Here is a 24,722-nt window from a genome sequence, read left to right on the forward strand (position 1 = left end):
CTGACCACCTTATTTTGAATGGATTTTCTGCGCATAGTAATGGGTTTTACTCTGCTGTAAAGCTGCGGCAGTCTGAGAAGGCAAAAAACAAAGCTAGAATGTCGCTATAAGGCTTCCCACCAGCGCTTAGTCTGCACGTCGGTGGCTTGAAATAGCTCTCCAAAAATCGGCGTACTCAGTGCAACGTTATGTTTTTTAGCGGCGTCAGACACTCGGTTAAGCGGGTCTTGCCACGAGTGAAAAGCCAAATCAAAGGTGCTGTTATGAATCGGCACCATGATACGTCCTTGCAGGTCCAAATGCGCTTGAACGCTTTGTTCAGGCGTCATATGTACGTTGGCCCAGTCCGCATCGTAGGCCCCTGTCTCGATGAAAGTCATATCGAATGGACCGTAACGTTCACCAATGGCTTTGAAACCATCAAAGTAGCCAGAGTCACCACTGAAATATACCGTTTGATCCGGGGACTTAATGACCCAAGAGCCCCACAGTGTCTGATTACCATCACCCAAACCGCGGCCAGAAAAATGCTGGGTTGGAGTAAAAATGATTTGGTACTTGCCTTGGGAAAGATCGGCTTCTTGCCACCAATCAAACACTGAAATCTGATCTTCACTGACGCCCCATTTTTTGAGGTCGCCGTCCACCCCATTAGGAACATAAAAATGGCGCGCCTTGGTTTTGAGTTGGTCAATGCTGGGCTTGTCCAAATGATCATAATGGTTATGAGAAATCAGTACCCGATCAATGGGGGGAAGCTCATCGAGAGTGATAGGTGGTTGGTGAAAGCGTTTCGGTCCGATGAAGGAGAAAGGGGAGGCTCGTTCGCCAAAAACAGGATCGAGTAGCCAGTATTCCCCGTGGTTTTTGAGCAATACTGATGAGTGACCAAGTTTTACGATGTGTAGTGTGTTGTCCGAGAGCGCATCCAGTTGTGCACGAGAAAGTGCCGCCACGGGTATCGATTTTTCCGGCACAGTGTTGACTTTTTTCTCAGTGAAAAAGCGTACAAATAGACCCAATGTTTCACCCGTAGAGCGTTCACTGATGGGCGGAACATTATGATACTTGCCATCTTCAAAGTGACTTGATTGCGGATCAGTGTGTTCACCTTGTGACGCCTTAATTGTCTCGTTGATCATACATCCTCCGATAGCCAAACCAATGATTGCGAGGGCAACACCCAGAATAATGTTCATAGTTGGATTCCATTGTCGTAGTGGGTGTTATGAACCATGGTGCAGCGATGATTCCTTGCCATATCGAAGGCGCAACAAAGATCATGCTCGCGCCTCCAATCTGGTTAACAAAGTATTAGTACGTTTGTTTTTGCATAATGGACTCTATGCCAGCGGTTAGTTCTATCGCATTTATGCGTGCCGCCTGATCATGAATAGGGAACGAGAAAATCATCTCATCCACGCCTGTTAGCTCGATAAATTGCTGCAAGCGCTGTTCGACATTTTCGGGCGTTCCGACCATTGCATAACGCAAGGTTTGATTGATCATTGGCATATCAGAGGCTGGGACTACTGACTGAAGGTCGTCTACAGGCTTTGGGAAGGGCACGTTAGCGTTGCGTCGTAAATGCGAAAACTTAATTTGTGCCGACGTAAAATGGTATTCAGCCGTTTGCTGATCTTCTGCAACCGAGGCCATGACGCCCGCCGAGACATAAGGCTTATCGAGTTGTCTCGATGGCCGGAAATTGGAGCGGTAAATATTGATTGCATCCAATAACATGTCGGGGGCAAAGTGCGAAGCGAATGAAAAGGGTAGCCCCATATGAGCCGCTAATTGCGCCGAATACAAACTCGATCCTAACAACCATAGTGGTACGTTTGTCCCTTGCCCAGGTATGGCAATCACAGGCTCTGCTTTATTCGCGTCTGAAAAATACCCTTGTAGCTCTTGAACATCATCAGGGTACGTATCAACGTGGCCTGAAAGCGTACGGCGCAGGGCACGTGCGGTTGCCATATCGGTACCGGGGGCACGACCTAATCCTAGCTCAACACGACCAGGGAACATCGCTGCCAGAGTGCCAAACTGTTCGGCGATGACTAACGGAGCGTGGTTAGGGAGCATTACGCCGCCAGAACCAATCCGAATTTTGGTGGTTGCCTGACCGATCGCCGCCAAAAGCACAGCGGTTGCGGCACTGGCAACACCGCGCATACCATGGTGTTCTGCCAGCCAGACGCGTTGATAGCCGTGGCGTTCAGCGCTCTGCGCCACTGCTTTGCAGTTTTCAATGGCATCGGAGACGGTCTGCCCATCTCCGATGGGCGCTAAGTCCAGTATAGAAAATGGGATAGACATGATCCCCTCCTGTTAAATCATAATACCCTCAAGATGAGGGCATCATGGTGTAAGAACAAGGTCGAAGGGGGGAGTATCCTTGTTATTTGGAAGATTCAAGTGCGCGCAGGCTAAGGAACAGGGTGACCCTGTGATGCCACCCAAATGGTGAACCATTCATCGTCGCTAAGGTTTAGCTCCAGTGCTTTTTGTGCTGACTGCACGCGTTCTATTTTGCCTGATCCGAGCACTGGCGCGATGCCAGACGGGTGATGTAACAGCCAAGCGAGTGCGATCTGATCGATGCTCGCATCATGCGCCTCAGCGATAGTCGTTAGCGCCTGATGTAAAGTTGGACTAATACCGCTCAATTTGAACAAGTCTCCACCTGCAAAGGGTGACCAAGCCATTGGGGTGACGGCGTGTTGTTGCGCGTGTTCAAGGGTGCCATCATTAAAATGCTTGAGCTCCAGCGGCGATAGCTCGACTTGGTTGACGATCAGAGGCATCTCCAGGCGAGATTGCAATAAATCGAATTGCTGTGGAGTAAAGTTGGACACACCAAAATGGCGGACCTTGCCGACGGTGTACAGGTGCTCAAAGGCTTCTGCCACATGATCCGCGTCCATCAATGGGCTTGGGCGATGAAGCAATAGCAGCTCAATATGTTCGACATTTAGATTCTGGAGTGACTGGTCGACACTTTGCAGGATGTGTTGGGTGCTATGATCGTAACGATGCGTGGCAATGTCTGGGCGATTGTTCGAGGGTAACTTGATTCCGCATTTGGTAATGATCTGAAGCTCATCGCGCAGCGACGGTTTCAGTTTGAGTGCTCGGCCAAATAGGCTTTCGCATTCATAATCACCGTAAATATCGGCGTGGTCGACTGTGGTGATGCCAGCGGCGATACATTGCTCGATAAAGCCTAATAGCTCTTGGTCACTCATTCCCCATTCGGACAAGCGCCAATAACCTTGTGCGATACGAGATCCTTCAAAACCGAGTGGGTGGTACTGATGAGCCATAAAACTGCTCTCCTAATCACTGTTGTCTTAAAAAACTATACTCTAGCAACTCCCATTGGCACTGCCTACCGGCAATCTAAATGGTGGTGCAGTTCTTAGAACGAGCGATAGGGCTGATTGGATGTCACTTTCGCAAGTCCTTTAAACAGCTTTACAATCGACCAGATCCAAACTCCGAGCAGTAAAAAGTAGCCAATCACAAAGGCTGCGAGCACCACACCAATGATGCTGAGACCAATCCCCCACCAAAAAATAGAAATCATGTTGTTGTAGTGGTCTTCGAATAGCGTGTCTTTAGCGTCTCTTGCTTTGGCCATCGCCCATACGGCGCCGATTAACCAAAAAATGCCAGTGAACAGCCCAAATACCATCATCAGGTACGCAATCAAGGCATGAGTTTTCGCTTGCTCGTCTCGCTCCGTCATCATCATAGGGTGTTACTCCAAATCAATCACACAGTTAAAGGCTATGACCACACGGTCTTTTTGTCCAAAGTAAGGCAAAGCCGAGTGTTTCAAATACGATGGAAAAATCACTACCTGACCTTCGGTCGGGGCAAAATCCCAGAATCCCTGACTACCGAGATACGCTGTCCCCGGATCGGCGTAGTGTTCCGCATTAACTCTAGGGTCGTAAAAACGATTAACGCCATTACGATTGTCGAGGGTCGCTTCGCCCGGCTCCAAGTAATAAATGCCGCACCAAGAACAGTTAGGGTGTGAGTGCGCATCGTGGTAGCCACCATTTTGGGTGACGTGATACCACGACTCGATGACATGAGCATAGGCCATGCTGTCTTCAGGCCAATGGCTGTGATTCACCTCTCCCGCGATGTCTATGACAAGCTCCTCGACCATTCGTCGTAGCTCCATGACTTCGGGTAAGTCACCGTCTAAAAAGTCTAATGTACTTTCCGATAGATTATGTTTCGCAAGTACCGCCACATCGCTGTCGACGGCTTGTTGTTGCTCCGCTTGGCACTGATAAATATGCGCCAGCAAGGCGTCTTTTAAAAACTCATGATCCGCCAACTGCGCGACAAATAATGGGGTTGTCCAAGCATCAATGGCTTCAATGGATGGGGTAGTCATGAACGTCAAACGCCTCTTTGATAGCTACTACATATCGCGGCATTGTATCAGAGAAGGTGTGCTTGAGCGTGGCAGAAATTGGATGATTTCATGCCCGAGGGCTAGTGGCGAGTAAGCGGCCGTCTACCTGCTGCAAACGGCCGCAGTGCTTTTATCTGCGCTAGGGATGGGCGACAATGGCGAGCGCTACTCCAATCATTTCTGAAAGGTCCCATCATGCAGCCATTAGCAGGATTGCTAAAACAATACTTCGGTTTCGATCAATTTCGCGAAGGACAGCAGCAAACGATCGAGCAACTGCTGGCAGGGCAATCGTCTTTGTCCGTGTTCCCAACTGGGTCGGGTAAGTCGCTGTGTTATCAGTTTACGGCGACACAGCTACCGAACCTGACACTTGTCATTTCGCCGCTGATTGCGTTGATGCATGACCAGTTAGCCTTTTTGCAGAGCAAGGGCATTCCAAGTGCGTGTTTGGACTCCACTCAAAGTAAAGAAGACAGTCAGCAAGTGATGCAGGATGTCCGCAGTGGTCGGATTAAGATTCTGATGATTTCAGTAGAGCGCTTTAAGAATGAGCGCTTTCGGCGGTTTATCCAAGGGGTGCCCGTTTCCATGTTAGTTGTGGATGAGGCGCACTGTATTTCGGAGTGGGGGCATAACTTCCGCCCTGATTACTTGAAACTCCCGCAATATCAGCAAGAGTTGAACATTCCGTTAGTGTTGTTGCTAACCGCCACGGCAACCCGCCGCGTCCAAAAAGACATGGCGCTGAAGTTTAATATTGCGCCAGAGCACATCGTGCAGACGGGCTTTTATCGTCCCAATCTCGACATCGATTTAATTCCCGCACAAGGTCAAGATAAGCAAGCCTTGCTGCGCCAAGTTTTGGATAACACCCAAGGAACAGGCATTGTCTACGTGACCCAGCAAAAAACCGCAGACGACCTTGCTAACCAATTGCAGCAAGCAGGTTACTCCGCGGTGTCGTATCACGCCGGCCTCGGTAGTGAAGTGCGCGCGGCAATTCAAAATGACTTTATGGCTGGGCAGACGCGCATTATCGTCGCGACTATTGCGTTTGGTATGGGCATCGATAAATCCGATATTCGTTTTGTCGTGCATTACGATTTGCCAAAATCCATTGAAAACTACAGCCAAGAAATTGGTCGCGCAGGGCGTGATGGGCAGCCTAGTCGCTGTGTCATGTTGGCCAGCTTAGATGGCTTACATGTGTTGGAAAACTTCGTATATGGCGATACGCCAGAGCCAAACGCGATCCACGTGCTGTTGCAAGAAGTGATGAGCAATACGGTGCATGGTGAATGGGAAACCCAAGCGTATGGTCTGGCGCAAACCACCAATATTCGGGCACTACCGCTCAAAACATTGCTCGTACAAATGGAGCTGGCGGGCGCAATCGTGCCGCGCTACAGCTACTACAGCGACGTAAAACTTAAGTGGAATCAGAGTCTTGAAGAGATTCAGGCTTCCCTGCCGCCCGAGCAACAAGAGACGTTTCATCACGTCGCGCAGCAGACAGTGTTCAAGAAAATCTGGGGCGTGCCCGACTTCGAGCGTTTGCATCAGCAAGGGGTAGATCGCGGTACGGCATTGAGTGTGCTGGAACAACTCGCCGACCAAGATCGAGTCACACTGGAAACCAAAGGACTGACAGAAGTCTATGGTGTTCGCAGTGAGCAACTTACCTCTGCCTTGGCGCAGCAACTGCAAGACTATGTGGCGCAGAAAGAAACTTCTGAAATCGAACGCATTGCCACCATGATTCGCTTCTTTGAGCTGGATCGCTGCTTAAATCATAACTTAGCGCGATATTTCGGTGATCAGCATGCGCCTGAGTCATGCGGCCATTGCTCTGTATGTCGCGGCAACGTGTTGTCATTGCCTAGTACAGACGTGCCCCCTGCGCTAGAAAACTTTGATTCAGACATGGCATCCGCCAAACGTTGGCTAATGCAAAAACTGCCATCGCAGCAAGTCACCCCCGTATTACTAGCGCGCTTTATGGCAGGGCTGACACAACCCGTATTTACGAAAATAAGGGCGCGTCAGCAGCCCGAGTTTGGTCGATATGAGGAAACAGCATTCAAAGATCTGTTTGCAAAGGCGCAGGCGTTTTAAACGTTCTCCTGCAATGCTGGTGATTAGCAAACCGCATTGCAGGAGAAGAAGGCATTATTGGAAACTTGACAAGATTGCTTCGTACTGGCCGTTGGCCTGTAAGTTTATTAGCGCTTTATTAAACGCGTCACGTTGTTCGAGGCCATTTTCGGTGGCCTTGGAAAACATGACAAAGATGTCTTGTTCATTGATAGGGGGATTTACAATCGAAAGTTCTTCACTGTTTTTACCAAGCTTTTTGGCGAGATCCTTCGCAACATCTAAATTACCTGCGTAGAAATCAACGTCACCATCGTACAGTGCTTGCACGGCTTCTTTTTCAGTTTCAAACGTTTTCATATTTGGGAACGGGTGCTTATCAAACTCGGCTCCCACCACTGAATCTGCAAGTTTACTGATGCGGTAAGAATTCAACTCGCTGAACGACTGAATAAAATTAATATCAATTCCGTTACCTTCACGTTTAACAAGCCCTGTGAAAACACTGTAAATCGGTAAAGAATAGTGATAGTTCTTGGTGCGTTCTTCTGAGTAGTAAGCGCCGACCACGGCATCTTTATTGCCAGCAATTACGTCTTCCAGTGCTTTGCTCCAACTCGTAAACTCTAATGTGAAGTCTGTGCCTGATGAGTTCATGGTCTGTTTCACAATCTCCGCTAAAACACCATGTCTGTCTTCGTTTTCACCGATGTAAGGAGGCCAGTTTAGAGTGGTGTAGCGTACTTCCTGAGCAAGCATTGGAGTTGCCATCGAGAGCCCTGCTAACACGAGTAATGTCTTTGCTGCTTTCATATTTTATCCTTATTTTTATTAGTTGAAATTAGAATAGTTCAGAGCATCAAATATTTCTAATAATTGTTTATACAAACGTTGCTGAGCATTGATATTCTCTAGGTCTACCTACAAAAGGCGCTTCATCCGTCGAAGTGGCGAATGCTAAACTAGCCTTTTTACCTACACGCTAACGGTGCCTTGTTTATGAGTTTTTCTACCTTAGGTCTTCATGCGGATGTGTTATCCGTACTCGATAAACTTGGCTATCACACGCCAACGCCCATTCAGTTGGCTGCAATCCCTGACGTCCTAGCGGGGCATGATGTCATGGCGGGCGCGCAAACCGGAACGGGCAAAACCGCCGCCTTTGCGTTGCCTCTCATTCAACGTCATCTGGAACGACAAGACACGGAAAAGGTTATTCGTGTGTTAGTGCTCACTCCGACGCGAGAGCTTGCACAGCAAGTCCATAAAAGCTTTGTAACATACAGCCAAGGCGCTGGTCTCAATGCAGTCGTGGCCTATGGCGGAGCCAGCATTAACCCGCAGATTGAAGCGCTGAACGCAGGATGCGACGTATTGGTGGCAACACCCGGTCGCTTGCTTGAGCTGGCAATGAAGCAGCTGATCGACCTGAGCACCGTACAGACCTTAGTGCTGGATGAAGCAGACCGTATGCTTGATATGGGCTTCATCATCGACATTGAGCGCATCTTGAAACGCTTACCTGATACTCGCCAAACACTGTTTTTCTCTGCCACCTTTAACGATGAGGTGTTCGCCCTCAGTAAAACGATCCTCACCCAACCTAAGCTCATTGAAGTGTCGGGGCGTAATGCGACAGCAACGCAAGTAGAGCAACGTATTTACGAAGTCGATAACAAGCGCAAAGCAGCGTTGATCGCCTATTTGATCGGCTCGAAAAACTGGCAACAAGTGCTGATCTTTACCCGCACGAAACAAGCCGTCGACGAACTGGCCAAAGAATTGGGTAAAGACGGCATCAAAGCTGCCGCCGTGCATGGCGATAAATCCCAAGGTGCGCGTGATCGTGGGCTTGAAGAGTTCAAAACAGGTCAAGTTCGTGCGCTGGTCGCCACAGACGTCGCGGCGCGTGGCTTAGACATTGAGCAGCTGCAATATGTCATCAACTACGAGCTACCTTACAACGCAGAAGACTACATTCACCGTATCGGTCGGACAGGGCGCGCGGGGCAAACAGGCCTAGCCATTTCATTGGTATCGGCAAAAGAAAAGTACCTACTGGCGGACATCGAAAAGCTCGCGGGGGAGCACTTTGTGCCGCAATGGTTAGAAGGCTTTGAACCGAACCTAATGGCGCAAGAAGACACCAGCCCAAAACGCAAACCCTCGAAAAAATCCCTGCGCGCGAAAGCACTCGGACAAGGTGGGGGCAAAGCAAAAAGTGCTAAGCCGCGTCGCCGCTAGGGTTTTTGTTGTTCAACACGCCAAGGCCGCCTAGTATGGGGCTGAATACATCGAATTCAGACAAAGAGACACACCATGCAACTTGATATCCAAAGCAAAGCCTTCGCAGGCGTAGAGCTACAAGTCACCACAGTAGAAGGCATTGGCTACTTCAACCAAGCACAACTGCTCGACCTTAGCGACCGTATCATGACGGAAAAAGCAAAAACCACCTTTGTCGACATCGCCGAAGCGCAAAAATACCTAGACGATCATCCAGCAGTCTTTGCCGCCATGCGAAAATGGAGCCCAGAACCCGGCATCGCTGCTACGGTGAAGTTGGGCTAAAAGAATTAGCCGCTGGCCTATCGCTAAACGGTTTTCAATTGAGATTGGTCAAGTTATGATTAGCACTATGAACATGCAAACCCTGTCGACTCACACGCGAATTATTACCATCATTCCATAGGAATGGTGGGCTTGTGTGTGTCTGACAATAAACCCGCCTAAGAGGCGGGTTTATTGTTTGTGTCTCTTAGGCTTTTTAGTCCACAAAGGAGATACGATGAAAAAGGTCGCTGTATTCGGTAATGCTGGGGCAGGGAAATCAACGCTTGCTAAGCAACTTGCCAGCGCAACGGGATTGCCGTTGTGTTCTCTTGATAAACTTCAATTTCGTGTAGGTGGCGCACCGGTGCCACAAGAAGAATTTTTGGCGCAGCATCAAGCTGTTCTACAACAGGATCAATGGGTGATCGATGGGTTTGGCGGTGTCGAAGCGGCGTGGCAGCGTTTTGCGGCGGCGGATACCTTGGTGTACCTCGATTTACCGCTTTGGCGTCACGCTTGGTGGGTCACGAAACGCCTTGTTAAAGGTTTGTTTGTTACGCCGGAAGGCTGGCCTGAGAAAAGCCCGATATTGAAAAGCACGTGGAACAGCTACAAGGTGTTGTGGCTTTGTCATCGTAACCTCACGCCCGCATACCGCAAGCTCGTTCAAGAACAGCGAGCTACCAAGACAGTGTATCACCTGACATCGCCTGCAGAGATCCGTCAATTTTTGCGACAGCTGAGATGATCGCCGATTGTGGCAGTCAATGCGTTGCTGACTCAGCAACGCATTGACGATCATGGCCTAGTCTTGAACGTGACGAACTGCGAACACACCATAGCCTGCGACAATCAGGAAGCATGCTGCGGGGACAAGGTACGATATACTTGCGTTGAACGTATCGATCACGGCGCCTTGTACCATCGGCATGATGGCACCGCCTAAGATGGCCATAACGAGACCCGCAGAACCGAACTTGGTGTCCTGACCTAGGCCGTTTAAGGCAATGCCGTAAATGGTTGGGAACATTAACGACAAGCAGGCAGAGATGCCCACAATCGCCCACACACCCGTAATATCAGAGGCTTGCGCCGCGTATGCGCACAATAGTGTGCCGATGAAACCGAGGCCAGCAAGCAGCAATGCGGGGCGGAAGATGCCGATCAACCATGTCATGATGAAGCGCGAGATCAAAAACAAGATCAGGCTGTATTGCAAATAATCTGAGGCACTGGCTTCACTGCCACCGATGGCTTCTTGCACGTACTGGATAGTAAAGGTCCAGACACACGTTTGCGCTGCGACATTAAAAAACTGCGCCACGACACCCCAACGATACTGCGGCAGTTTAAGTAGTCGTTTGAGCGTTGGAATAAAACCATCATGTAGCTCTTGTTCACGACTGACGCCCGCGTTTTCAGCACGAGGAACCTTGACCAACGCAATCAATAGCCAGATGACCAATAGCACCAGAGCCATGCCCACATAGGGAGTCATGACCGCTTGCAGCTCTGCGGCACGTACGGCGTTTAACGCATCGTGGCTCATCGCAGCCCGTTGCTCGGCGGTTGCTGTGTTCAGGTTGGGCAAAATCAAAACCGCGGCCAAGAATACCCCGATATTGGTGCCTACAGGATTAAAGGCTTGGGCTAAGTTCAAGCGTCGGGTAGCGTTGTGGCGTGGCCCCATGGCCATCACAAATGGATTGGCTGAGGTTTCTTGGATCGATAAGCCTGCCGCCATGATAAAGAGCGCGGCCAAAAAGAAACCGTATGTCATGGAGAGGCTAGCAGGATAAAACGCGAGTGCCCCCAAACAAGCTAAGCCAAGGCCGGTGAGCACGCCGGTTTTATAGGAAAAACGCACATTGATGAACGCCGCGGGCAGTGCCAAGCAGAAATAAGCACCGTAATAAGCAAACTGCACAAACGCCGATTGTAGGTTGCTCATGGTGAAGATCTTGCTAAAGACCTTAACTAAGGGATCGGTCATGTTGGCAGCGACGCCCCACGCCGCAAAACAGGTGATCAGAAGAATAAACGCCAGACGCATGTTGGCATAAACGAAAGGCTCGCGCTCATTGGTTTGCATAGATAGTTGCCTGTTTCTTTTTTTATTAATGGGATCAATCCGATACAGATTTGTCAGACTGACGCATAAAGGCTGCACCATAGTCGACTTTTACTGATGAACGATTAACAGAAGGGGGGTAAAATGCAAAAAATGTGTAACGAAGTCGGTGGCTGTTAGTGCCACTCTGAATATTGCTCCATTGATTTAAGGTCGATAAACCTTGCGCAAAAAGTCAGCAAATACATAAGCAACCGTCTATGCTGAAGAAAACAACAATAGGAGAGCTGTATGAAATTCGGATTAGTCGATCGTCAAGGGTATGTTCCGGACATGAAATACGGTGAGGCAGGACAAGAACTTTCGTGCTTTGTGCCATCAGGGTATACGTTTAAACAGGTTTCTTACGTCAATGGAGAAGGTGAAGTATTGGTTGATGGCCATACGTGGCGCTTCTTTTTTACCCAAGAAGGGATCGGTGCTGAGTTGATGACAGGCATCGTTACCTTAAAAGAAGCTGAGACGTTTTTGTCGGCGGTGAAATCTCACATTTGGGGAGATAGCCATCAACAAGTACAAATATTCATTTCAGGCGTTGCGCCAGATTAAGTTGAGGGTAAGTGTTACAGGTTAATGACTTATTTATAGCGATTAGTTGAAAAACGCTGGTATCGGTATGTTACGTATGCTGTGATTGCGCATCACAGAGATCCTGATACATAACGTTTTCCTCTTTAGGGATGATGAGGCTGTCATCAAAAGTGGATCTCTGTGTTTCAGGTCTGTGTTTCGTATTTTTAGAGGTTGTGTACATGACTGTTCGTGCCAAAATTATTGCCCTTGTCGCGGCGGGGGTGATTATCCCCGTCCTTGTTATTTCTTTAGTGATTATTAATTCCGTACGCACCAATGCGGTTGAAAGTTTCGATCAACAAAGTGATTCCGAAATTAGCCACATTGATGCGTTGTTTTCCATGTATCTGGATGGACTCGCTGAAGATGCCGCCTTTTTTGCTCGAACGGATGCAGTGAAGCAATTAAGTCCAGGTAGCGTAGAAAGCTACGCAAATCAAAAAGCCAAGCAAATGACACCTCAGAGCAATTCTGAGCAAGAGCAGCGAGCGTTTTCACTGTTCAATGACTTTGGCGAGACACATCCTGATTTAGCCTATATCTGGCTCGGCACTAACGATGAAGGGTATCTCCAGTATCCGTTGGGTAAGAGCGCCGATAACTACACGCCTTCTGAAAAAGGTTGGTACACCCAAGCTATTGGTGCAAAAGAGCCTATCCGTATCCCTGCCTATCGTGACACCTTTACGGGCGCACCATTGGTGGATTACGTACTGCGCTTTGAGGGGCGAGATGGCTTAGCGGGGGTCGTAGGAGTTGATGTTACGTTGAAGAAATTGACGGAACTGCTGGCAGAGGTGAAGTTCGGTAGTACTGGGTACGTCGTCATGGTTGAGGACACCGATACAGTGTTGGCTGACCCAGCCGACCCAGATAATAACTTTAAAGATTTAGCGGATGCGTCCCGTCCCTATAGTTCGCTTAGTGATGATAAGGGTGTGCAAACACTTACTATCGATGGCGAGCCATGGTTTGCGACCGTTTACACCTCGCCTAAGCTTGGTTGGAAATTCATCGGTCTGGTTCCTTCGAGTGAAGTGTATGCGCAAGCTAATAGCTTAGTGTTGAGCATCGTGATTATCGCGGCGATTATGATAGCGCTATTTGTCATGATTGGTTCTGTGCTAGCTGGTGTCGTGTTACGACCAGTGAAAGAAATGGCTGACCGATTGACGGATATTAGCCAAGGTGAAGGGGACTTAACTCAGCGTCTGGAAGTGAACAGTAATGATGAAGCAGGGCAGATGGCCCAAGCGTTCAACCAGTTTGTTGCGTCGATTGATGAGATCGTTGGGCATTCGAAGTCGTCTTGTGGTCAGATTAGTCATGTCGCTCATCAATCAGAAGAGTTGTCGAGTGACTTAAGTGGTATCGTTTCTAAGCAGGCGAACTCAGTTGATCATTTGTCGACAGCCTTTAATGAGATGGTGGCGACCGCAAATGAAGTTGCGTCAAACTGTAGCTCCGCAGCCAATGCCGCAGAAACCAGCGAAGGGCAAGTACAAGAAGGTAATCAGCTGATTCGCAAAACAATGGATTCTTTGGGTCAGCTAGAGAATGAATTAATTAGCTCAAATGAGTCGATGACGACCTTGTCGCAAGAGTCTAAAAACATTGTCGGCATTTTGGATACGATTAAAGCCATCGCGGAACAAACGAATTTGCTTGCGCTCAATGCGGCGATAGAAGCTGCCCGAGCAGGGGAACAAGGTCGAGGCTTTGCTGTGGTTGCTGATGAGGTGCGTACATTGGCGGGTCGTACAGCGGACTCTACCGATGAGATAGATAAGTTACTAACGCGCCTGCAACAGCAAACCGATATTGTGGCAGGCAAAGTGGAAAACAGTGTCTCTGTGGCGCATGGCTCGGTTGATTTGGCATCGCAGACGTATCAAGTGTTTGAGCAGATACTGGGCTCTGTCTTAACGATAAAAGACATGATGATTCAGATCAGTGCCGCGGCGGAAGAACAGCACCTAGTGGCCGAAGAGATCAATAATAATGTCTTGGTGATTCATGATGGCTCGAACGAGGCCAATGACTTGTCGTCTCAAGTGTCGCAAACGGCGGCTGCATTAAATGAGTTATCTAGCGAGTTGCAAGCTATGGTCGGACGCTTTAAATCATCCGATTAGCCTTTCGTTAACACGGCAATGTCCATAAAAAAGGCCCTTACTAGAAAGGGCCTTTTTGCGTATTGGTATCTTGGTAAAGAGCGCGTTAAGCGATTTTTGTTAGCCAACCGTGGGTGTCTGGCGCTTTACCCCATTGAATATCATTCAATGCCTGACGTAACTTCTGAGCCATAGGACCGGTATCTCCCGAGCCAACGGTGTAGTCTTTACCATTGTGGATAAGGGTGCCGACAGAGGTTAGAACCGCAGCGGTGCCAGATAGCATGGCTTCGACACCCGGCTTCGCAGCACGCTCAAGCAACTCTTCAACAGAGATTTCTCGCTCAGAGATGGTCATACCTAAGTCGCTGGCGATTTGCAGGATGCTAGAACGAGTCACCCCGTGTAGGAAGCTAGAATCCAATGCTTTGGTGATGATCTCGTTACCATCAACAATCAAGAAGTTCGCTGCGCCCGTTTCAGTAATGTAGCCGTTTGGACAGAACAATACTTGATCTGCACGGTAGTCCGCCTTGGCTTTTAGTGTGGGCTGGAGCGCACTGGCGTAGTTGCCGCCACTTTTGATCATGCCCATGTGGGGCGCACAGCGCTGGCCTTCTTCATCCAGCAAGAGACGCAGTGCTTTCGCTCCGCCAGCAAAGTAATCCCCTACCGGCGACAGCAGTACATACATCATGGACGATTCTGACGGCGCGGCTGCTTTACCAACCGCTGCTTCGGTGCCGATATGAGTTGGGCGAATGTACATTGAGCCCGGTGGTTGCGGGACATCGCTCGCGTACTCGGCAACGATATCAACAATCATTTGCGAAATTTGCGCATCATCGACTTTCGGAAGTGATAGCAAATCACTGCTTTGGGAAAAGCGTTTGACGTTTTGGTCCATTCGAAAGACGTGCACGCTGCCGTCTTCGTGACGGAATGCTTTCAAGCCTTCAAAGCAAGTGCTTGAATAATGTAAGACGTGCGCACCTGGGTGAAGAGAGATGCTGTCTGAAGCAACGATCTGAGACTCAGACCATTGATCGTTTTCGAATGTTGCTAATGCCATTTTCGGCATGAACACGCTACCAAAAGCCGCCATTATAGTTTCCTACTGAATTGAATAAAAAAATACCTGAAGGTAATTCGTATTATAAGTTTGGGCAGGCGTAAATGGATGACCAAAACTTAAGGTAACGATACTAAAACAGATTGATCTTCTAAGGAAGATGGATGTCGCGGGAGAGTGACCACTTACGACTAATTATCCAGATTAAGAGGGGATTTGACCGATTTTATGGTGTAGGTTCGCGAATGCCGTGCAAAAAGTAGAGAGGTACTAGAAATCGAGAATAAAGCGTTACTCTCGATTTCTAGTTGAGGGTGCTGTTACTGCAATTTTGTTACATTGATCTGGTACACCGATGTTGTACCACTGACTTCGTTGCCGACGATCAAAATAGGCTTGCCATTAGGGCTGTCACTTGCGGAGACAAACTTGAAGCCTTCAGGTCCTAAATCGCCTGCGGCGGCACCGACTTTGTCAGGATCTTGAGTGAGGTCTCGGTCATTGACATATTGCACATACTCAGGAGCGTGAGGATTGGAAATATCGTAAACGAATATGCCACCCATACGTTCTAGTCCAATAAAGGCGTACGTACGTCCATTAATTGCGCCAACCGTTACGGCTTCTGGCTCAGGACCTTTGGCATCGCTGCGTCCGTCTGGGTCATTTTCTGAATGGTCGTTATTGAAGTTGATGCCGTACTTCACTGCGGTGCGACGCTCAAATTCGTTACCCGAATCAAATACCAACTCGCCTGTAGAGGCATTCCAGATGGCAAATGAGCGTGCGCCATAGGTGTACAACTCTTCGAAGGAACCATCACTATCGGTGTCACCTAACTGAGAAGTGACTTTTAGGCGACCAAGCTGCTCGTTGCTTTGTAGCGTCGCAGCATTAGGGAATGCGGTCGTATCCAATGTCAGATCTTTAACACGGAATTCTTCCATGTTGACATTGAGAGGGTCTCCCGCAAAATCCTTGGTGCCGTCCGTTTGTGCGATGCCCCAATCGGCTCTTGAGTCGCCTTCATTGGCCGTCACAACATAGTCAATGCCGTTGACAGTATAGGTCGCGATGGAATCAGGTTGATACATTCCAAAAACGGGCCAATTTTTGATGTTTACCTTGTCATCTTTGTCGCTGACGTCTAGCTCATTGCCGAGCAAGTTGTGATCTTTAAAGCCTAACGCAAAGATTTTGCTAACGTTTGCATTGGCGATGTCTACGACAGCAATCGCGTTGGCTTCTTGCAAGCTCACGTATGCAGTTTTTGAGTCGGCTGATACGGCGATGTATTCAGGCTCTAAGTCTTCTGCGACAGTCGACTTGCGTACTGGTTTGCCGCTAGCATCGACGATCTGACCGAATACGCGGACTTTAGAAGGCAACTCGGAGGCACGTGATCCGCCGACATTGAAGTCCGTAAACCCTGCCGTTTTAAGTGAGAAGTCGCTGACATCAATGATGTCGACACGGCCTTCAGGATCGACGGTGTAATCGATAGGCTCGCCTTCTACCGCTACTAAAACTTTGCTTCCGTCAGGCGTGAACGTCACCATGTCTGGTAATGACCCAGAATCAACAACAGCTTGGACAGAAAGGTCAGAGAGCTTGATGAATACCACCCAGCCGTGATCGGTTTTTGTGCCCGCTTCAACAGCAATGGCAGCTAGGTTGCCGTGTATCGCAATGCTGTTCGCAGCACCCACTTCAGACGTTGCTGAAACGTCGCTTTTGTTGTTCACGATCATAGTGCCTAAGTCCAGCGTTTCAGAGAGCGCTAGGCTGGTTAGATCGGTGGCGTTGAAAACATCGATTTTGCCGCTGTTCGCATTAACGGTAAAAATGCGTTTGTTTTGTTTATCGAATGCGACGATTTCCGCAGCGCTCTTATCAAATCCTTGTGAATCCGTGCGGCCAATACGGGTCAAACTTGTGATTTGACCTACGCCATCCTTGCCATTAATTCCGTCTTTTCCATCTTCGATTGATTGGCAGCCTGCCAACAGAGCAACAGAGATTGCAAGCGCTGTCGGGGCAAGCGCTTTGTTGAGAAGTGATTTCATTTTATTCATCAGCCATAACGATTATTAAGTAGGAGTGCAATCATCCTAAGTCGCTATGTTGACAGTTACGTGAATGCAATATTACGTAACGCTTACAGTGCCTCCTCGGTGTTTACGTTTTGTTGTTCGAACCAAGCCACGATGAGATCAAATATCAGTCGTATTTTGGGACTGGTGTGTAGCTCCCGATGCGTCACCAGCCAAAGTGGGACGATAACAGGGGGGCCGAACTGTTCGAATGCTCGCGCTAAGCTGGTTTCTTGATCGCCAATGGCTTGGGGGAAGAATCCCAGCCCCAAGCCTTTTTTAACCAATTGCCATTGCAGCCCTTGGAATGACGTCACGATTGCAAAGTGGCTTTGATCCAAATGCCATCCAAGTGGCTTGAGGCGGTTGATGAGTTCGTCATTGCGCTCAAACCCTATGATTTGTAGGTTAGTTGCTTCACTTGGCGTCGCGACATCTTTGAATCTTGCCGCCAGTTCGTGAGTACCATAAAACCAAATTGGCTCATCGATTAGCCGCTTGGCGATCAAATCCGGTTCGCTCGGTCGAAAACTCCGCAATGCAATGTCTGTGTCGCGTCGCTTAATATCACTGACCTGATTGTCTACATGGATGGTTAAGTGGATGGTTGGGGCGTGCATGCGCAGATAGCGAACCAGATCAGGTACGCGAAACAGAGCATCAATCTCGCTAACCGATAAACTGACTTCGCCCTCAAGTGATTCGGCTAACCCGGATACCGTCAAGCTGACCTGTTGTGCCGCCCCTGTCATTGGCCCAGCAGAGGCCAGTAATTGTTGGCCCGCTGTCGTGAGCTGCAAGCCAGTACTCAGGCGCTCGAACAGGGTCACGTTGAGCGATTGTTCCAAGGAATAGATCTGGCGACTCAGAGTGGGTTGGGTAACACCGATGCGCTTGGCCGCTTTTGAAAAGGACCCAGACTGAGCGGCAGTCACGAAGGCTTTAAGAGCATTCCAGTCTAGCTGTTCATAAGAAATCGTCATGCAATTATGTATACCCGATCTAGAAAAACACGCAATTATGGGAGCTTGCGAGTCAGATTATACTCTATCTATGCAAAATTAAAGAGGTAGATTGTTATGTTGTTCGATTCAAACCAGTACAAACCACATGTCGCTATTGTCGGCGGATCAGGTAAATTAGGCCGCTATATGATTGATGAAGCACTCGCTAATGGCTATCGAGTGACCGTGGTCTGCCGCCCTCAAAGCGTCCATAAATTAAAGATATGGGAAGGCAGTATTGATGTTGTGCCTGCTTACACCGATGACCAGATAGCGCTAAAAGAAGCGCTGAAGGACGTCGACGCGGTATTGACGGTGATGGTTTGTTGGGGGGTAAAAGGCTACGCCACGCATACCGTAGAAGCGGTTCTCGCGGCAGCCCCAAAGGACGCTCGACTGATTTTTTCTTCCGGTTGGCACATCAGCAAAGAGGGAAAAGATCGGTATCCACTGTCATTGCGTGTGCTGGTTGCAGTGTTTGGTAAGGTTGCACGATGGTTAAGGTTTGCGGATTTGCGAGATCAAGAGCGCGCGGCGCGTAGGATATTTTCCTCAGGAAGGCGCTGGACGTTAGTTCGGGGGAGTGATTTAGAGGAGGGTGAAAGCGAGGGGATGCCTGTATGGGCGGAGCTTGTAGGTGATCAGAAAATTGCGCATAACCGCTTACGTCGCATTGATTTCTCTAAGTTTATGGTGGCTGCGATCAATGACTCGGGGCTCATTGGTAAAGCCCCAGCCATTGCAAGTGCTGTGGTGAACCCGCATTCGTAGTACGAGCACTACAACGGATCCAGCGTCAGTACTAAGCGCCGTGCAGGTGCTGCGATAGATGGGGATCGATGCACAAGGCCGCCGCCTTCGTTCAGTGGCCATTTTTCACCTTTGAGTAGAACAACATCTCCAGTGTTGAGGGATTGAACGCGCCCGTTCGCTAGTATTAGTCCCGATTGGTCATCTGGCAGGCCGTTATTGCCGCGGCCTAGCTTAGAGCGGTCTACATACTGGTGCTCTAACCATTGGGTCGCTGGGCCATGGTAAGTCGTGACTAAACGACATAAGACATGATCGACATGAAAGCGTGGGCAAGAAGCGCGGTCTACGACTTCAATGCGTAGTCCGACTTCCTCACACTCGAATAAGCAGCAATAGGCGTCTGTTAATTGCTCGATATCGTCGATTAATGCCTGCCGATCACAGATTTCGGGTATGCCACGTGCTAAGGCTTGAGCCACATTGTTAGGTCTGACGGATTCTCTAAAGGCCCATAACGAGGGGTGCTGAACGAGCAATGCAGCACAATCAGAAACCTCAGTAGGCAGCGTACGCTGCCAGTTGACTAAATTGATGGTAGGGTCATAAATATCAGCGAAGCCCTCTAAATCCCGAACATGTTGCCCGTTGAGTTCGATGGCAGCGGTGAGCGATTCGGCTAGGCTCATGCGACCTCCTCCCAAGCTGGGAAGGGGTCATTCAAGGTGTTCCATAGATCCGGCCCTTCCAAGACATCGGCTTCACTTAGTAAGCACGCCTCAAGAGCGCATGTCATCGCGTCTTTATCCAGATTTTGACCGATGAACACCAGCTCTTGGCGCATATCACCAAAGGGTTCATGCCAGCTTTCTTCGATCATTTTTAGGGACTCTTCATCCGTTGGCCAGCGGTCTTTGGGGACGGCCCGCCAAAACATGCCAGCGAATCCATAGTGAGCAATTCCGCCTGCTTGACTCCATTGCCCTGCGAACTGAGGGCGAGTGGCTAGCCAGAAGTAACCTTTGGAGCGCAGCAGTTTGCCGTATTGTTCGGTACTGTGAAGGAATTGATGGAAGCGCTCAGGGTGGAACGGACGGCGTGCGACAAAGCTAAAACTGGATATACCGTATTCTTCGGTTTCGGGCGTATGCTCACCGCGCATCTCTTGCAACCAACCCGCTGCATTTTGCGCCTTTTCAAAGCTGAATCTCCCTGTGCCTAGGACTTTGTCTACCGGAACGTTTCCATTTTGTATCGGGATGATTTCTGCGGTGGCATTCAGGGAACGAAGAATAGCGGATAGCTTATCAAGCTCTGCTTGATCGATAAGGTCTGTTTTGCTGATTAATAGCATATCTGCAAATTCGACTTGATCGACTAACAGGTCGGCGACGCTGCGCTCATCTTCTTCCCCAAGACTTTCACCTGTGTCTTGGAGCAACTTGGCGGCTTCATAATCCTTCATAAAGTTTACCGCGTCGACGACGGTCACCATGGTGTCGAGCTTGGCAACGTCAGATAAGCTAACGCCGTCTTCATCGGTGAAGGTAAAGGTTTCAGCAACGGGCAGCGGCTCAGAAATCCCGGTCGATTCAATCACAAGATAGTCAAACTTTCCCTCTTGAGCTAAGCGGCTGACTTCAATGAGTAAGTCTTCGCGCAAAGTACAGCAGATGCAGCCATTACTCATTTCCACCAGCTTTTCTTCGCCGCGATTTAACGATACATCTTGCTGTATCTGTGCGGCATCTATGTTGATTTCGCTCATGTCGTTGACGATCACGGCTACACGCAATCCATCTCGGTTATTAAGAATATGGCTGAGTAAGGTTGTTTTCCCAGCACCTAAAAAGCCGGATAAGACGGTAACAGGGAGTTTGTTGGATGATGATGTCATAGTGCCTCCTAAAATTATTAAAATGTTATAACATAACAATTTAATAATGAGAACCTAGGCCAGACACACTCCGTGCTGATTGCCTTAAAAGCTGCAAAAAACGCGTAGCCTATGTGCAGTTCAGTGATGACGGTTGAATTTAGAGGCATCATCTTCAATTCTTTAAGTGTGACACGCAACACAGAGATTTATTGAATCCACATCGCACACAATTGATAAGGAGAAAGTCATGCTTCAACAATCAGCAGAAGCCAATCACATCACAGACATTATTAAAGTGATGAACAGTGGTATTCAGTTCTATCAAAAAGCGAAAGAGAAAGTGGATAGCCAGCCGTATCAAAGCTTCTTTAATCGTATGATTGATGCGAAAGCAGAAGCTGTTTTTGAGTTGCAGCAGTTTGCGGTCGAAGAGAAAGGTGATTTAGAAAACGGTACAGACGTTATTGTCAAAGCGCGTGAAGCGTATACGGAAGTGGTCGATAAGATGACATCAAACAGCACCGAGTTTACGTATGTAGATCAGCTCGAAGAAGTCGAAGATCGTTTACTTGAAGAGGTTGATCAGGCACTGAGTAAAGAGCAATCGTTAGAGTGCGAAGCGGCACTGGTTCGAGTTCAAAAGCGTATGAAAGAGTGCCACGACGAAATGCGCGCGTTACAGAATGGCATCGTTCACTGATGCAGATAAATATCAATAAAAAGGGGCGATACCTTGCGGTATCGCCCCTTTTTAATGTGCTACTTTAATTAAGAATTAAAGTGCAACGATGTTCTCAGCTTGTGGGCCTTTTTGGCCTTGAGTCACAACGAACTCTACACGTTGGCCTTCAGCCAATGTTTTGAAGCCAGAGCTAGAGATAGCGCTGAAATGAGCGAAAACGTCTGGGCCAGATTCTTGTTCGATGAAACCAAAACCTTTAGTTTCGTTAAACCATTTTACTGTGCCAGTAGTTGTATTAGACATAATATGTATCCTGTAGATCAAAAATAAATAAGCCTTCGGGAGGCGAGAATAGCGTGAAAAAGAGGCAAAATTTTTAAATACTACAGGACGAAGAACTACGAATAACGCGACGTGATGGAGAATGTAAAAAGAAGCTAAGTTTCTAGCTGCGTTCAATGTATAGACAACGGTTAACTAAGTCAAAGCTTATTTCAGTTTTAGCTAAAATAATTCGAAATAATGACCTTTACTAGGTATCCAAGTAGTAACACACCCAGCCAAGCGCTCCACTTGAACGCAGGCTTTTGCGTTTTATGACGAAAACAGGCTTGTCCGAGCAAAGCGCCAACGCCTCCCCCGAACAGAGCGAAACTGTGTAGCACACGTTCAGGAACACGCAATCGGTTGCGTTGTTTTGACTGGCGTTTGTCGTACCAATATACGCTTGGCATAAGGAGTAAATTCTGGCTAATGACAAAACTGATTAACATCCAGAGTTCTAAGGGAACGCTTTCAGGTGGTAGAGACGTAGTTTCAAATAGCCATAATATCAAAAACCACGTCGCACCAATGAATAGGAGGCTTAGCAATAAAAGAATTAAGAACCATTTGAGATGAATGGAAAGCATAAAAAGTCGCTTTGTTCGTGGTGACGTTTCGGGCAAAAAGCCTATCATAACAGTAGTCTTGCGAGCGTCAGTTATTTACAAGGCAAAGTGGTGACAGATTGATTATGCTGGGCACTTGGAGGGCATATGGATACCGTACAGCATTTTAGTTCACCGGACCGTGCGATCAGTTTAATTGCGGGGCACTATCAATCGTTTGAGTTTGAGCGACATTATCACCTCGACTACCACTTTGGCCTGATTACCAAAGGCCAGCAGCAGTTCATGTGTGCCGGAGAGAGGCACCGTGTTGGCCCAGGCGACATTGTTGTGATGCCACCCGATACATTACATGACGGCAGTCCAGCGATGCAGTCTGGTTATCATTCTCATATATTTGTGGTGGAGCCTGACTGGTTGAGCGGTTTTTTGGCCGCGCCTCACTTCGCCTCCGAATTGAGCTTTGGCAACATCGTATTAAAAGACCCTACGATCTTTGCCCATTTGCGAAGTGCGCATCAATCATTGCGCATGGGAAACCTCAGCCAGTTGGCGCAGGATTGTTTACCCTACGAGAGCTTTGCTCCCCTTGTTTCTCGCTACGGCCAAGCAAAACAGCCTCAAGAAAAGTGCCTTGGGCGCATGACACTGAGAAAACTGCGTGATTTTCTAATGGCCAACATAGCGGAACCAGTACGACTGACCCAATTGGCTGAATTGTGTGATCTGAGTCCAACGCAGTTTCAGCGGCGTTTTAAATCTACCGTGGGGATGACTCCCTATGCTTGGTTTACCCGCTTACGCTTAGAGCAAGCTCTGAAGCTTCTTAAAGACCAGCGATCCGTCACCGATGTGACGTTTCAAGTGGGGTTTTATGATCAGGCGCATTTCAGTAAAGCCTTCAAACAGACCTTTGGATTATCTCCTTCCGAAGTCCGCTAACTGCTCGCATTTTACAAGCGCTTAATAATCTGTGAGTGGTACAGTCCTCTTTCAATGGAGGAAGTATATGAACGAAGCGTCTATTTTAATTACCCTTGCCACCGTGCATTTTGTTGCTCTAATGAGTCCAGGGCCGGACTTCGCATTGGTTGTCCAAAACGCCACCCGATACGGACGTCAAACGGGGACTTACATTGCGTTAGGTTTATCACTGGGAATTTTGATCCATGCAACGCTGAGTATTACCGGAGTGAGCTACATTGTTCATCAACAGCCTGTGCTGTTTGCACTGCTGCAAGCGGCTGGAGGTAGTTATTTGCTGTACTTGGGAAGTGGTGCGCTCGTTGCCACTTGGCGTCTGTGGGGCACGCCTCCGGCGCCAATCGCCAATGACAATTCGATGATGTTAGAGAATAAACGATTGGCGTTCTCGCGTGGCTTGATCACGAACTTATTGAACCCCAAAGCCTTAGTATTCTTTGTCAGCCTTATGTCCAGCTTGGTCCCTGTTGGTATGTCTTTTTCAGGAAAGGGCGCGGCTCTAGCGATACTCTGGGGATTGTCGTTTGCATGGTTCGCGCTACTGGCATGGTTGCTGACTCGCACTGCAATGCAGCAGAGATTACGCAAAATAAGCCGCTATATCGATCTGTTATGTGGCGCTGTGTTCACATTGTTAGGAGCGGCCATTTTGTATCAAGTCGTGTTAAACGTTATGGACCACGCTTTGTAACTCCGCACTGATCTTTGCGGCGGTTTGTTGCAGGAGTGGAGCATGTTTTTTAGCAAAGTCGACCTCATTAGCAAACATTTTCGGCCAAATTAAGTTAATACAGGCTCTGACTTTTCCAGCTGTAATGATAGGAACGGCGATGGCTCGCAGACCGTCATTAACCCCTGGTGCACCGAAATAAGAGGGCGCGCGAACCGCAAACCCTTGTTGGCGAATCTGCTCGCGCATCGCTGGCCAAATGTCGTAAAAACGTTGCTGATCGTCTTGGCTGTGCATGCCAGACTGCCAAGCGACGTGAAGGTAATTCTCACAAATGTCGGGTTCGCTGAAGGCTAGCAGAACGCGGCCCGCCGCAGAGCGAAGCATATCTACCTTGGTTTGCACATTGACTCGAGTAATATGAATACGAGTCAATGCACGCGTACTCTCAACCAAGAATAATTGCTGATCAATCGGAATGAAAATATCGGAGGGCCAAATAACTTGATGCGTTAGTGGCTCCAAATGTTGGCAAATGATCTCAACGACAGGTTGGTCTGGAGGTGGGATATGGATTTCTTTTTGCCTTGGTAAAAGCACTTTTGTGCGGTAGCGTTGGTCGAGTAGGTTTTGGCGAACCAGACCTTGCTCACACAGGCGTTTCAACAGTCGATGAGCAGTGCTTTTGGGGATACCTGTTTGGCGCACGATATCGGAGAGCGTTAGCCCTTGAGCATTACCAAGCTCGGTTAAGATTTGGATTCCGCGATCAAGAGCTAGCGTCATAAA

25 protein-coding genes are annotated in these 24,722 nt (G+C 48.6%); 10 read left to right on the forward strand and 15 right to left on the reverse strand.

The genetic code is table 11. The annotated features are described in order from the left end of the window. Positions 1-104: 104 nt before the first annotated feature. The 5 genes from DN730_RS06460 to DN730_RS06480 form a co-directional block, all read right to left on the reverse strand. Positions 105-1,199, reverse strand: a complete 1,095-nt coding sequence (locus DN730_RS06460; protein ID WP_115467283.1) for an MBL fold metallo-hydrolase — start codon at positions 1,197-1,199, stop codon at positions 105-107. A gap of 115 nt (positions 1,200-1,314) precedes the next feature. Then, positions 1,315-2,322, reverse strand: a complete 1,008-nt coding sequence (locus DN730_RS06465) for an LLM class flavin-dependent oxidoreductase (protein WP_115467284.1) — start codon at positions 2,320-2,322, stop codon at positions 1,315-1,317. A gap of 110 nt (positions 2,323-2,432) precedes the next feature. Further along, the gene (locus DN730_RS06470; protein ID WP_115467285.1) at positions 2,433-3,329 is read right to left on the reverse strand and encodes an aldo/keto reductase; all 897 of its coding nucleotides are present in this window, start codon (positions 3,327-3,329) and stop codon (positions 2,433-2,435) included. A gap of 95 nt (positions 3,330-3,424) precedes the next feature. Next, positions 3,425-3,760: a DUF4870 family protein gene (locus DN730_RS06475; RefSeq protein ID WP_115467286.1), complete on the reverse strand. Its 336-nt coding sequence runs from the start codon at positions 3,758-3,760 to the stop codon at positions 3,425-3,427. Between the two features lie 6 nt (positions 3,761-3,766). After that, a complete protein-coding gene (locus DN730_RS06480) occupies positions 3,767-4,420 on the reverse strand; it encodes a TIGR02466 family protein (protein ID WP_115467287.1) in 654 nt (217 codons plus the stop codon). 216 nt (positions 4,421-4,636) lie between these two features. Between DN730_RS06480 and DN730_RS06485 the strand changes: the two genes are divergently transcribed. Next, a complete protein-coding gene (locus DN730_RS06485) occupies positions 4,637-6,559 on the forward strand; it encodes a RecQ family ATP-dependent DNA helicase (RefSeq protein ID WP_115467288.1) in 1,923 nt (640 codons plus the stop codon). A 54-nt stretch (positions 6,560-6,613) separates the two neighbouring features. On the opposite strand, the gene DN730_RS06490 is transcribed toward DN730_RS06485, so the two are convergent. Next, positions 6,614-7,351, reverse strand: coding sequence for a substrate-binding periplasmic protein (locus DN730_RS06490; RefSeq protein WP_115467289.1), 738 nt, complete (start codon positions 7,349-7,351; stop codon positions 6,614-6,616). 186 nt (positions 7,352-7,537) lie between these two features. Between DN730_RS06490 and DN730_RS06495 the strand changes: the two genes are divergently transcribed. The 3 genes from DN730_RS06495 (at position 7,538) to DN730_RS06505 (ending at position 9,839) form a co-directional block, all read left to right on the forward strand. Continuing rightward, the gene (locus tag DN730_RS06495; protein ID WP_115467290.1) at positions 7,538-8,782 is read left to right on the forward strand and encodes a DEAD/DEAH box helicase; all 1,245 of its coding nucleotides are present in this window, start codon (positions 7,538-7,540) and stop codon (positions 8,780-8,782) included. Positions 8,783-8,857: 75 nt separating this feature from the next. Then, positions 8,858-9,109 carry a hypothetical protein gene (locus DN730_RS06500; RefSeq protein WP_115467291.1) on the forward strand — a complete coding sequence of 84 codons (252 nt, stop codon included), beginning with the start codon at positions 8,858-8,860 and terminating at the stop codon, positions 9,107-9,109. Positions 9,110-9,326: 217 nt separating this feature from the next. Beyond that, entirely contained in the window at positions 9,327-9,839 is a 513-nt protein-coding gene (locus DN730_RS06505; protein ID WP_115467292.1) for a P-loop NTPase family protein, read from the forward strand. Between the two features lie 57 nt (positions 9,840-9,896). Here the strand turns inward: DN730_RS06505 and fucP are convergent, their stop codons facing one another. Further along, positions 9,897-11,183 (reverse strand): L-fucose:H+ symporter permease, encoded by a 1,287-nt coding sequence (gene fucP / locus DN730_RS06510; RefSeq protein WP_115467293.1) that lies wholly within the window; start codon positions 11,181-11,183, stop codon positions 9,897-9,899. Positions 11,184-11,453: 270 nt separating this feature from the next. Here fucP and DN730_RS06515 point away from each other — a divergent pair, with 270 nt between their 5' ends. Together DN730_RS06515 and DN730_RS06520 are read left to right on the forward strand one after the other, a co-directional pair. Beyond that, positions 11,454-11,771, forward strand: coding sequence for a hypothetical protein (locus DN730_RS06515; RefSeq protein WP_115467294.1), 318 nt, complete (start codon positions 11,454-11,456; stop codon positions 11,769-11,771). Between the two features lie 203 nt (positions 11,772-11,974). Then, entirely contained in the window at positions 11,975-13,930 is a 1,956-nt protein-coding gene (locus DN730_RS06520) for a methyl-accepting chemotaxis protein (protein ID WP_115467295.1), read from the forward strand. A gap of 85 nt (positions 13,931-14,015) precedes the next feature. Here the strand turns inward: DN730_RS06520 and DN730_RS06525 are convergent, their stop codons facing one another. The 3 genes from DN730_RS06525 to DN730_RS06535 all read right to left on the reverse strand — a co-directional run bounded on the left by DN730_RS06525 (position 14,016) and on the right by DN730_RS06535 (position 18,057). Next, positions 14,016-15,014 (reverse strand): branched-chain amino acid aminotransferase, encoded by a 999-nt coding sequence (locus DN730_RS06525; RefSeq protein WP_115467296.1) that lies wholly within the window; start codon positions 15,012-15,014, stop codon positions 14,016-14,018. A 287-nt stretch (positions 15,015-15,301) separates the two neighbouring features. Beyond that, positions 15,302-17,047, reverse strand: a complete 1,746-nt coding sequence (locus tag DN730_RS06530; protein WP_115467501.1) for a choice-of-anchor I family protein — start codon at positions 17,045-17,047, stop codon at positions 15,302-15,304. A gap of 92 nt (positions 17,048-17,139) precedes the next feature. After that, positions 17,140-18,057 carry a LysR family transcriptional regulator gene (locus DN730_RS06535; protein ID WP_115467297.1) on the reverse strand — a complete coding sequence of 306 codons (918 nt, stop codon included), beginning with the start codon at positions 18,055-18,057 and terminating at the stop codon, positions 17,140-17,142. A 96-nt stretch (positions 18,058-18,153) separates the two neighbouring features. Here DN730_RS06535 and DN730_RS06540 point away from each other — a divergent pair, with 96 nt between their 5' ends. Further along, positions 18,154-18,849: an NAD(P)H-binding protein gene (locus DN730_RS06540; protein WP_115467298.1), complete on the forward strand. Its 696-nt coding sequence runs from the start codon at positions 18,154-18,156 to the stop codon at positions 18,847-18,849. Between the two features lie 8 nt (positions 18,850-18,857). Here the strand turns inward: DN730_RS06540 and DN730_RS06545 are convergent, their stop codons facing one another. Beyond that, positions 18,858-19,517, reverse strand: a complete 660-nt coding sequence (locus tag DN730_RS06545; protein WP_115467299.1) for a DUF1826 domain-containing protein — start codon at positions 19,515-19,517, stop codon at positions 18,858-18,860. After that, the gene (zigA, locus tag DN730_RS06550; RefSeq protein ID WP_115467300.1) at positions 19,514-20,725 is read right to left on the reverse strand and encodes a zinc metallochaperone GTPase ZigA; all 1,212 of its coding nucleotides are present in this window, start codon (positions 20,723-20,725) and stop codon (positions 19,514-19,516) included. Before zigA ends, DN730_RS06545 begins: the two co-directional genes overlap by 4 nt. Positions 20,726-20,954: 229 nt before the next feature. Between zigA and DN730_RS06555 the strand changes: the two genes are divergently transcribed. Next, on the forward strand, positions 20,955-21,407 hold the full coding sequence (locus DN730_RS06555; RefSeq protein WP_115467301.1) for a PA2169 family four-helix-bundle protein: 453 nt from the start codon (positions 20,955-20,957) through the stop codon (positions 21,405-21,407). Between the two features lie 75 nt (positions 21,408-21,482). Here DN730_RS06555 and DN730_RS06560 read toward each other — a convergent pair whose 3' ends face one another. Then, positions 21,483-21,692: a cold-shock protein gene (locus DN730_RS06560; RefSeq protein ID WP_067035774.1), complete on the reverse strand. Its 210-nt coding sequence runs from the start codon at positions 21,690-21,692 to the stop codon at positions 21,483-21,485. A gap of 197 nt (positions 21,693-21,889) precedes the next feature. Next, a complete protein-coding gene (locus tag DN730_RS06565; RefSeq protein ID WP_211313836.1) occupies positions 21,890-22,162 on the reverse strand; it encodes a DUF1294 domain-containing protein in 273 nt (90 codons plus the stop codon). 264 nt (positions 22,163-22,426) lie between these two features. Between DN730_RS06565 and DN730_RS06570 the strand changes: the two genes are divergently transcribed. Beyond that, positions 22,427-23,221, forward strand: a complete 795-nt coding sequence (locus DN730_RS06570; protein ID WP_115467303.1) for an AraC family transcriptional regulator — start codon at positions 22,427-22,429, stop codon at positions 23,219-23,221. Positions 23,222-23,288: 67 nt separating this feature from the next. Continuing rightward, entirely contained in the window at positions 23,289-23,954 is a 666-nt protein-coding gene (locus DN730_RS06575; RefSeq protein ID WP_115467304.1) for a LysE family translocator, read from the forward strand. On the opposite strand, the gene DN730_RS06580 is transcribed toward DN730_RS06575, so the two are convergent. Continuing rightward, a complete protein-coding gene (locus DN730_RS06580; RefSeq protein ID WP_115467305.1) occupies positions 23,928-24,719 on the reverse strand; it encodes an IclR family transcriptional regulator in 792 nt (263 codons plus the stop codon). The two genes, DN730_RS06575 and DN730_RS06580, sit on opposite strands and share 27 nt — an antisense overlap. Positions 24,720-24,722 lie beyond the last annotated feature (3 nt).

This window comes from Marinomonas piezotolerans (assembly GCF_003362755.1).
Lineage (GTDB): Bacteria > Pseudomonadota > Gammaproteobacteria > Pseudomonadales > Marinomonadaceae > Marinomonas > Marinomonas piezotolerans.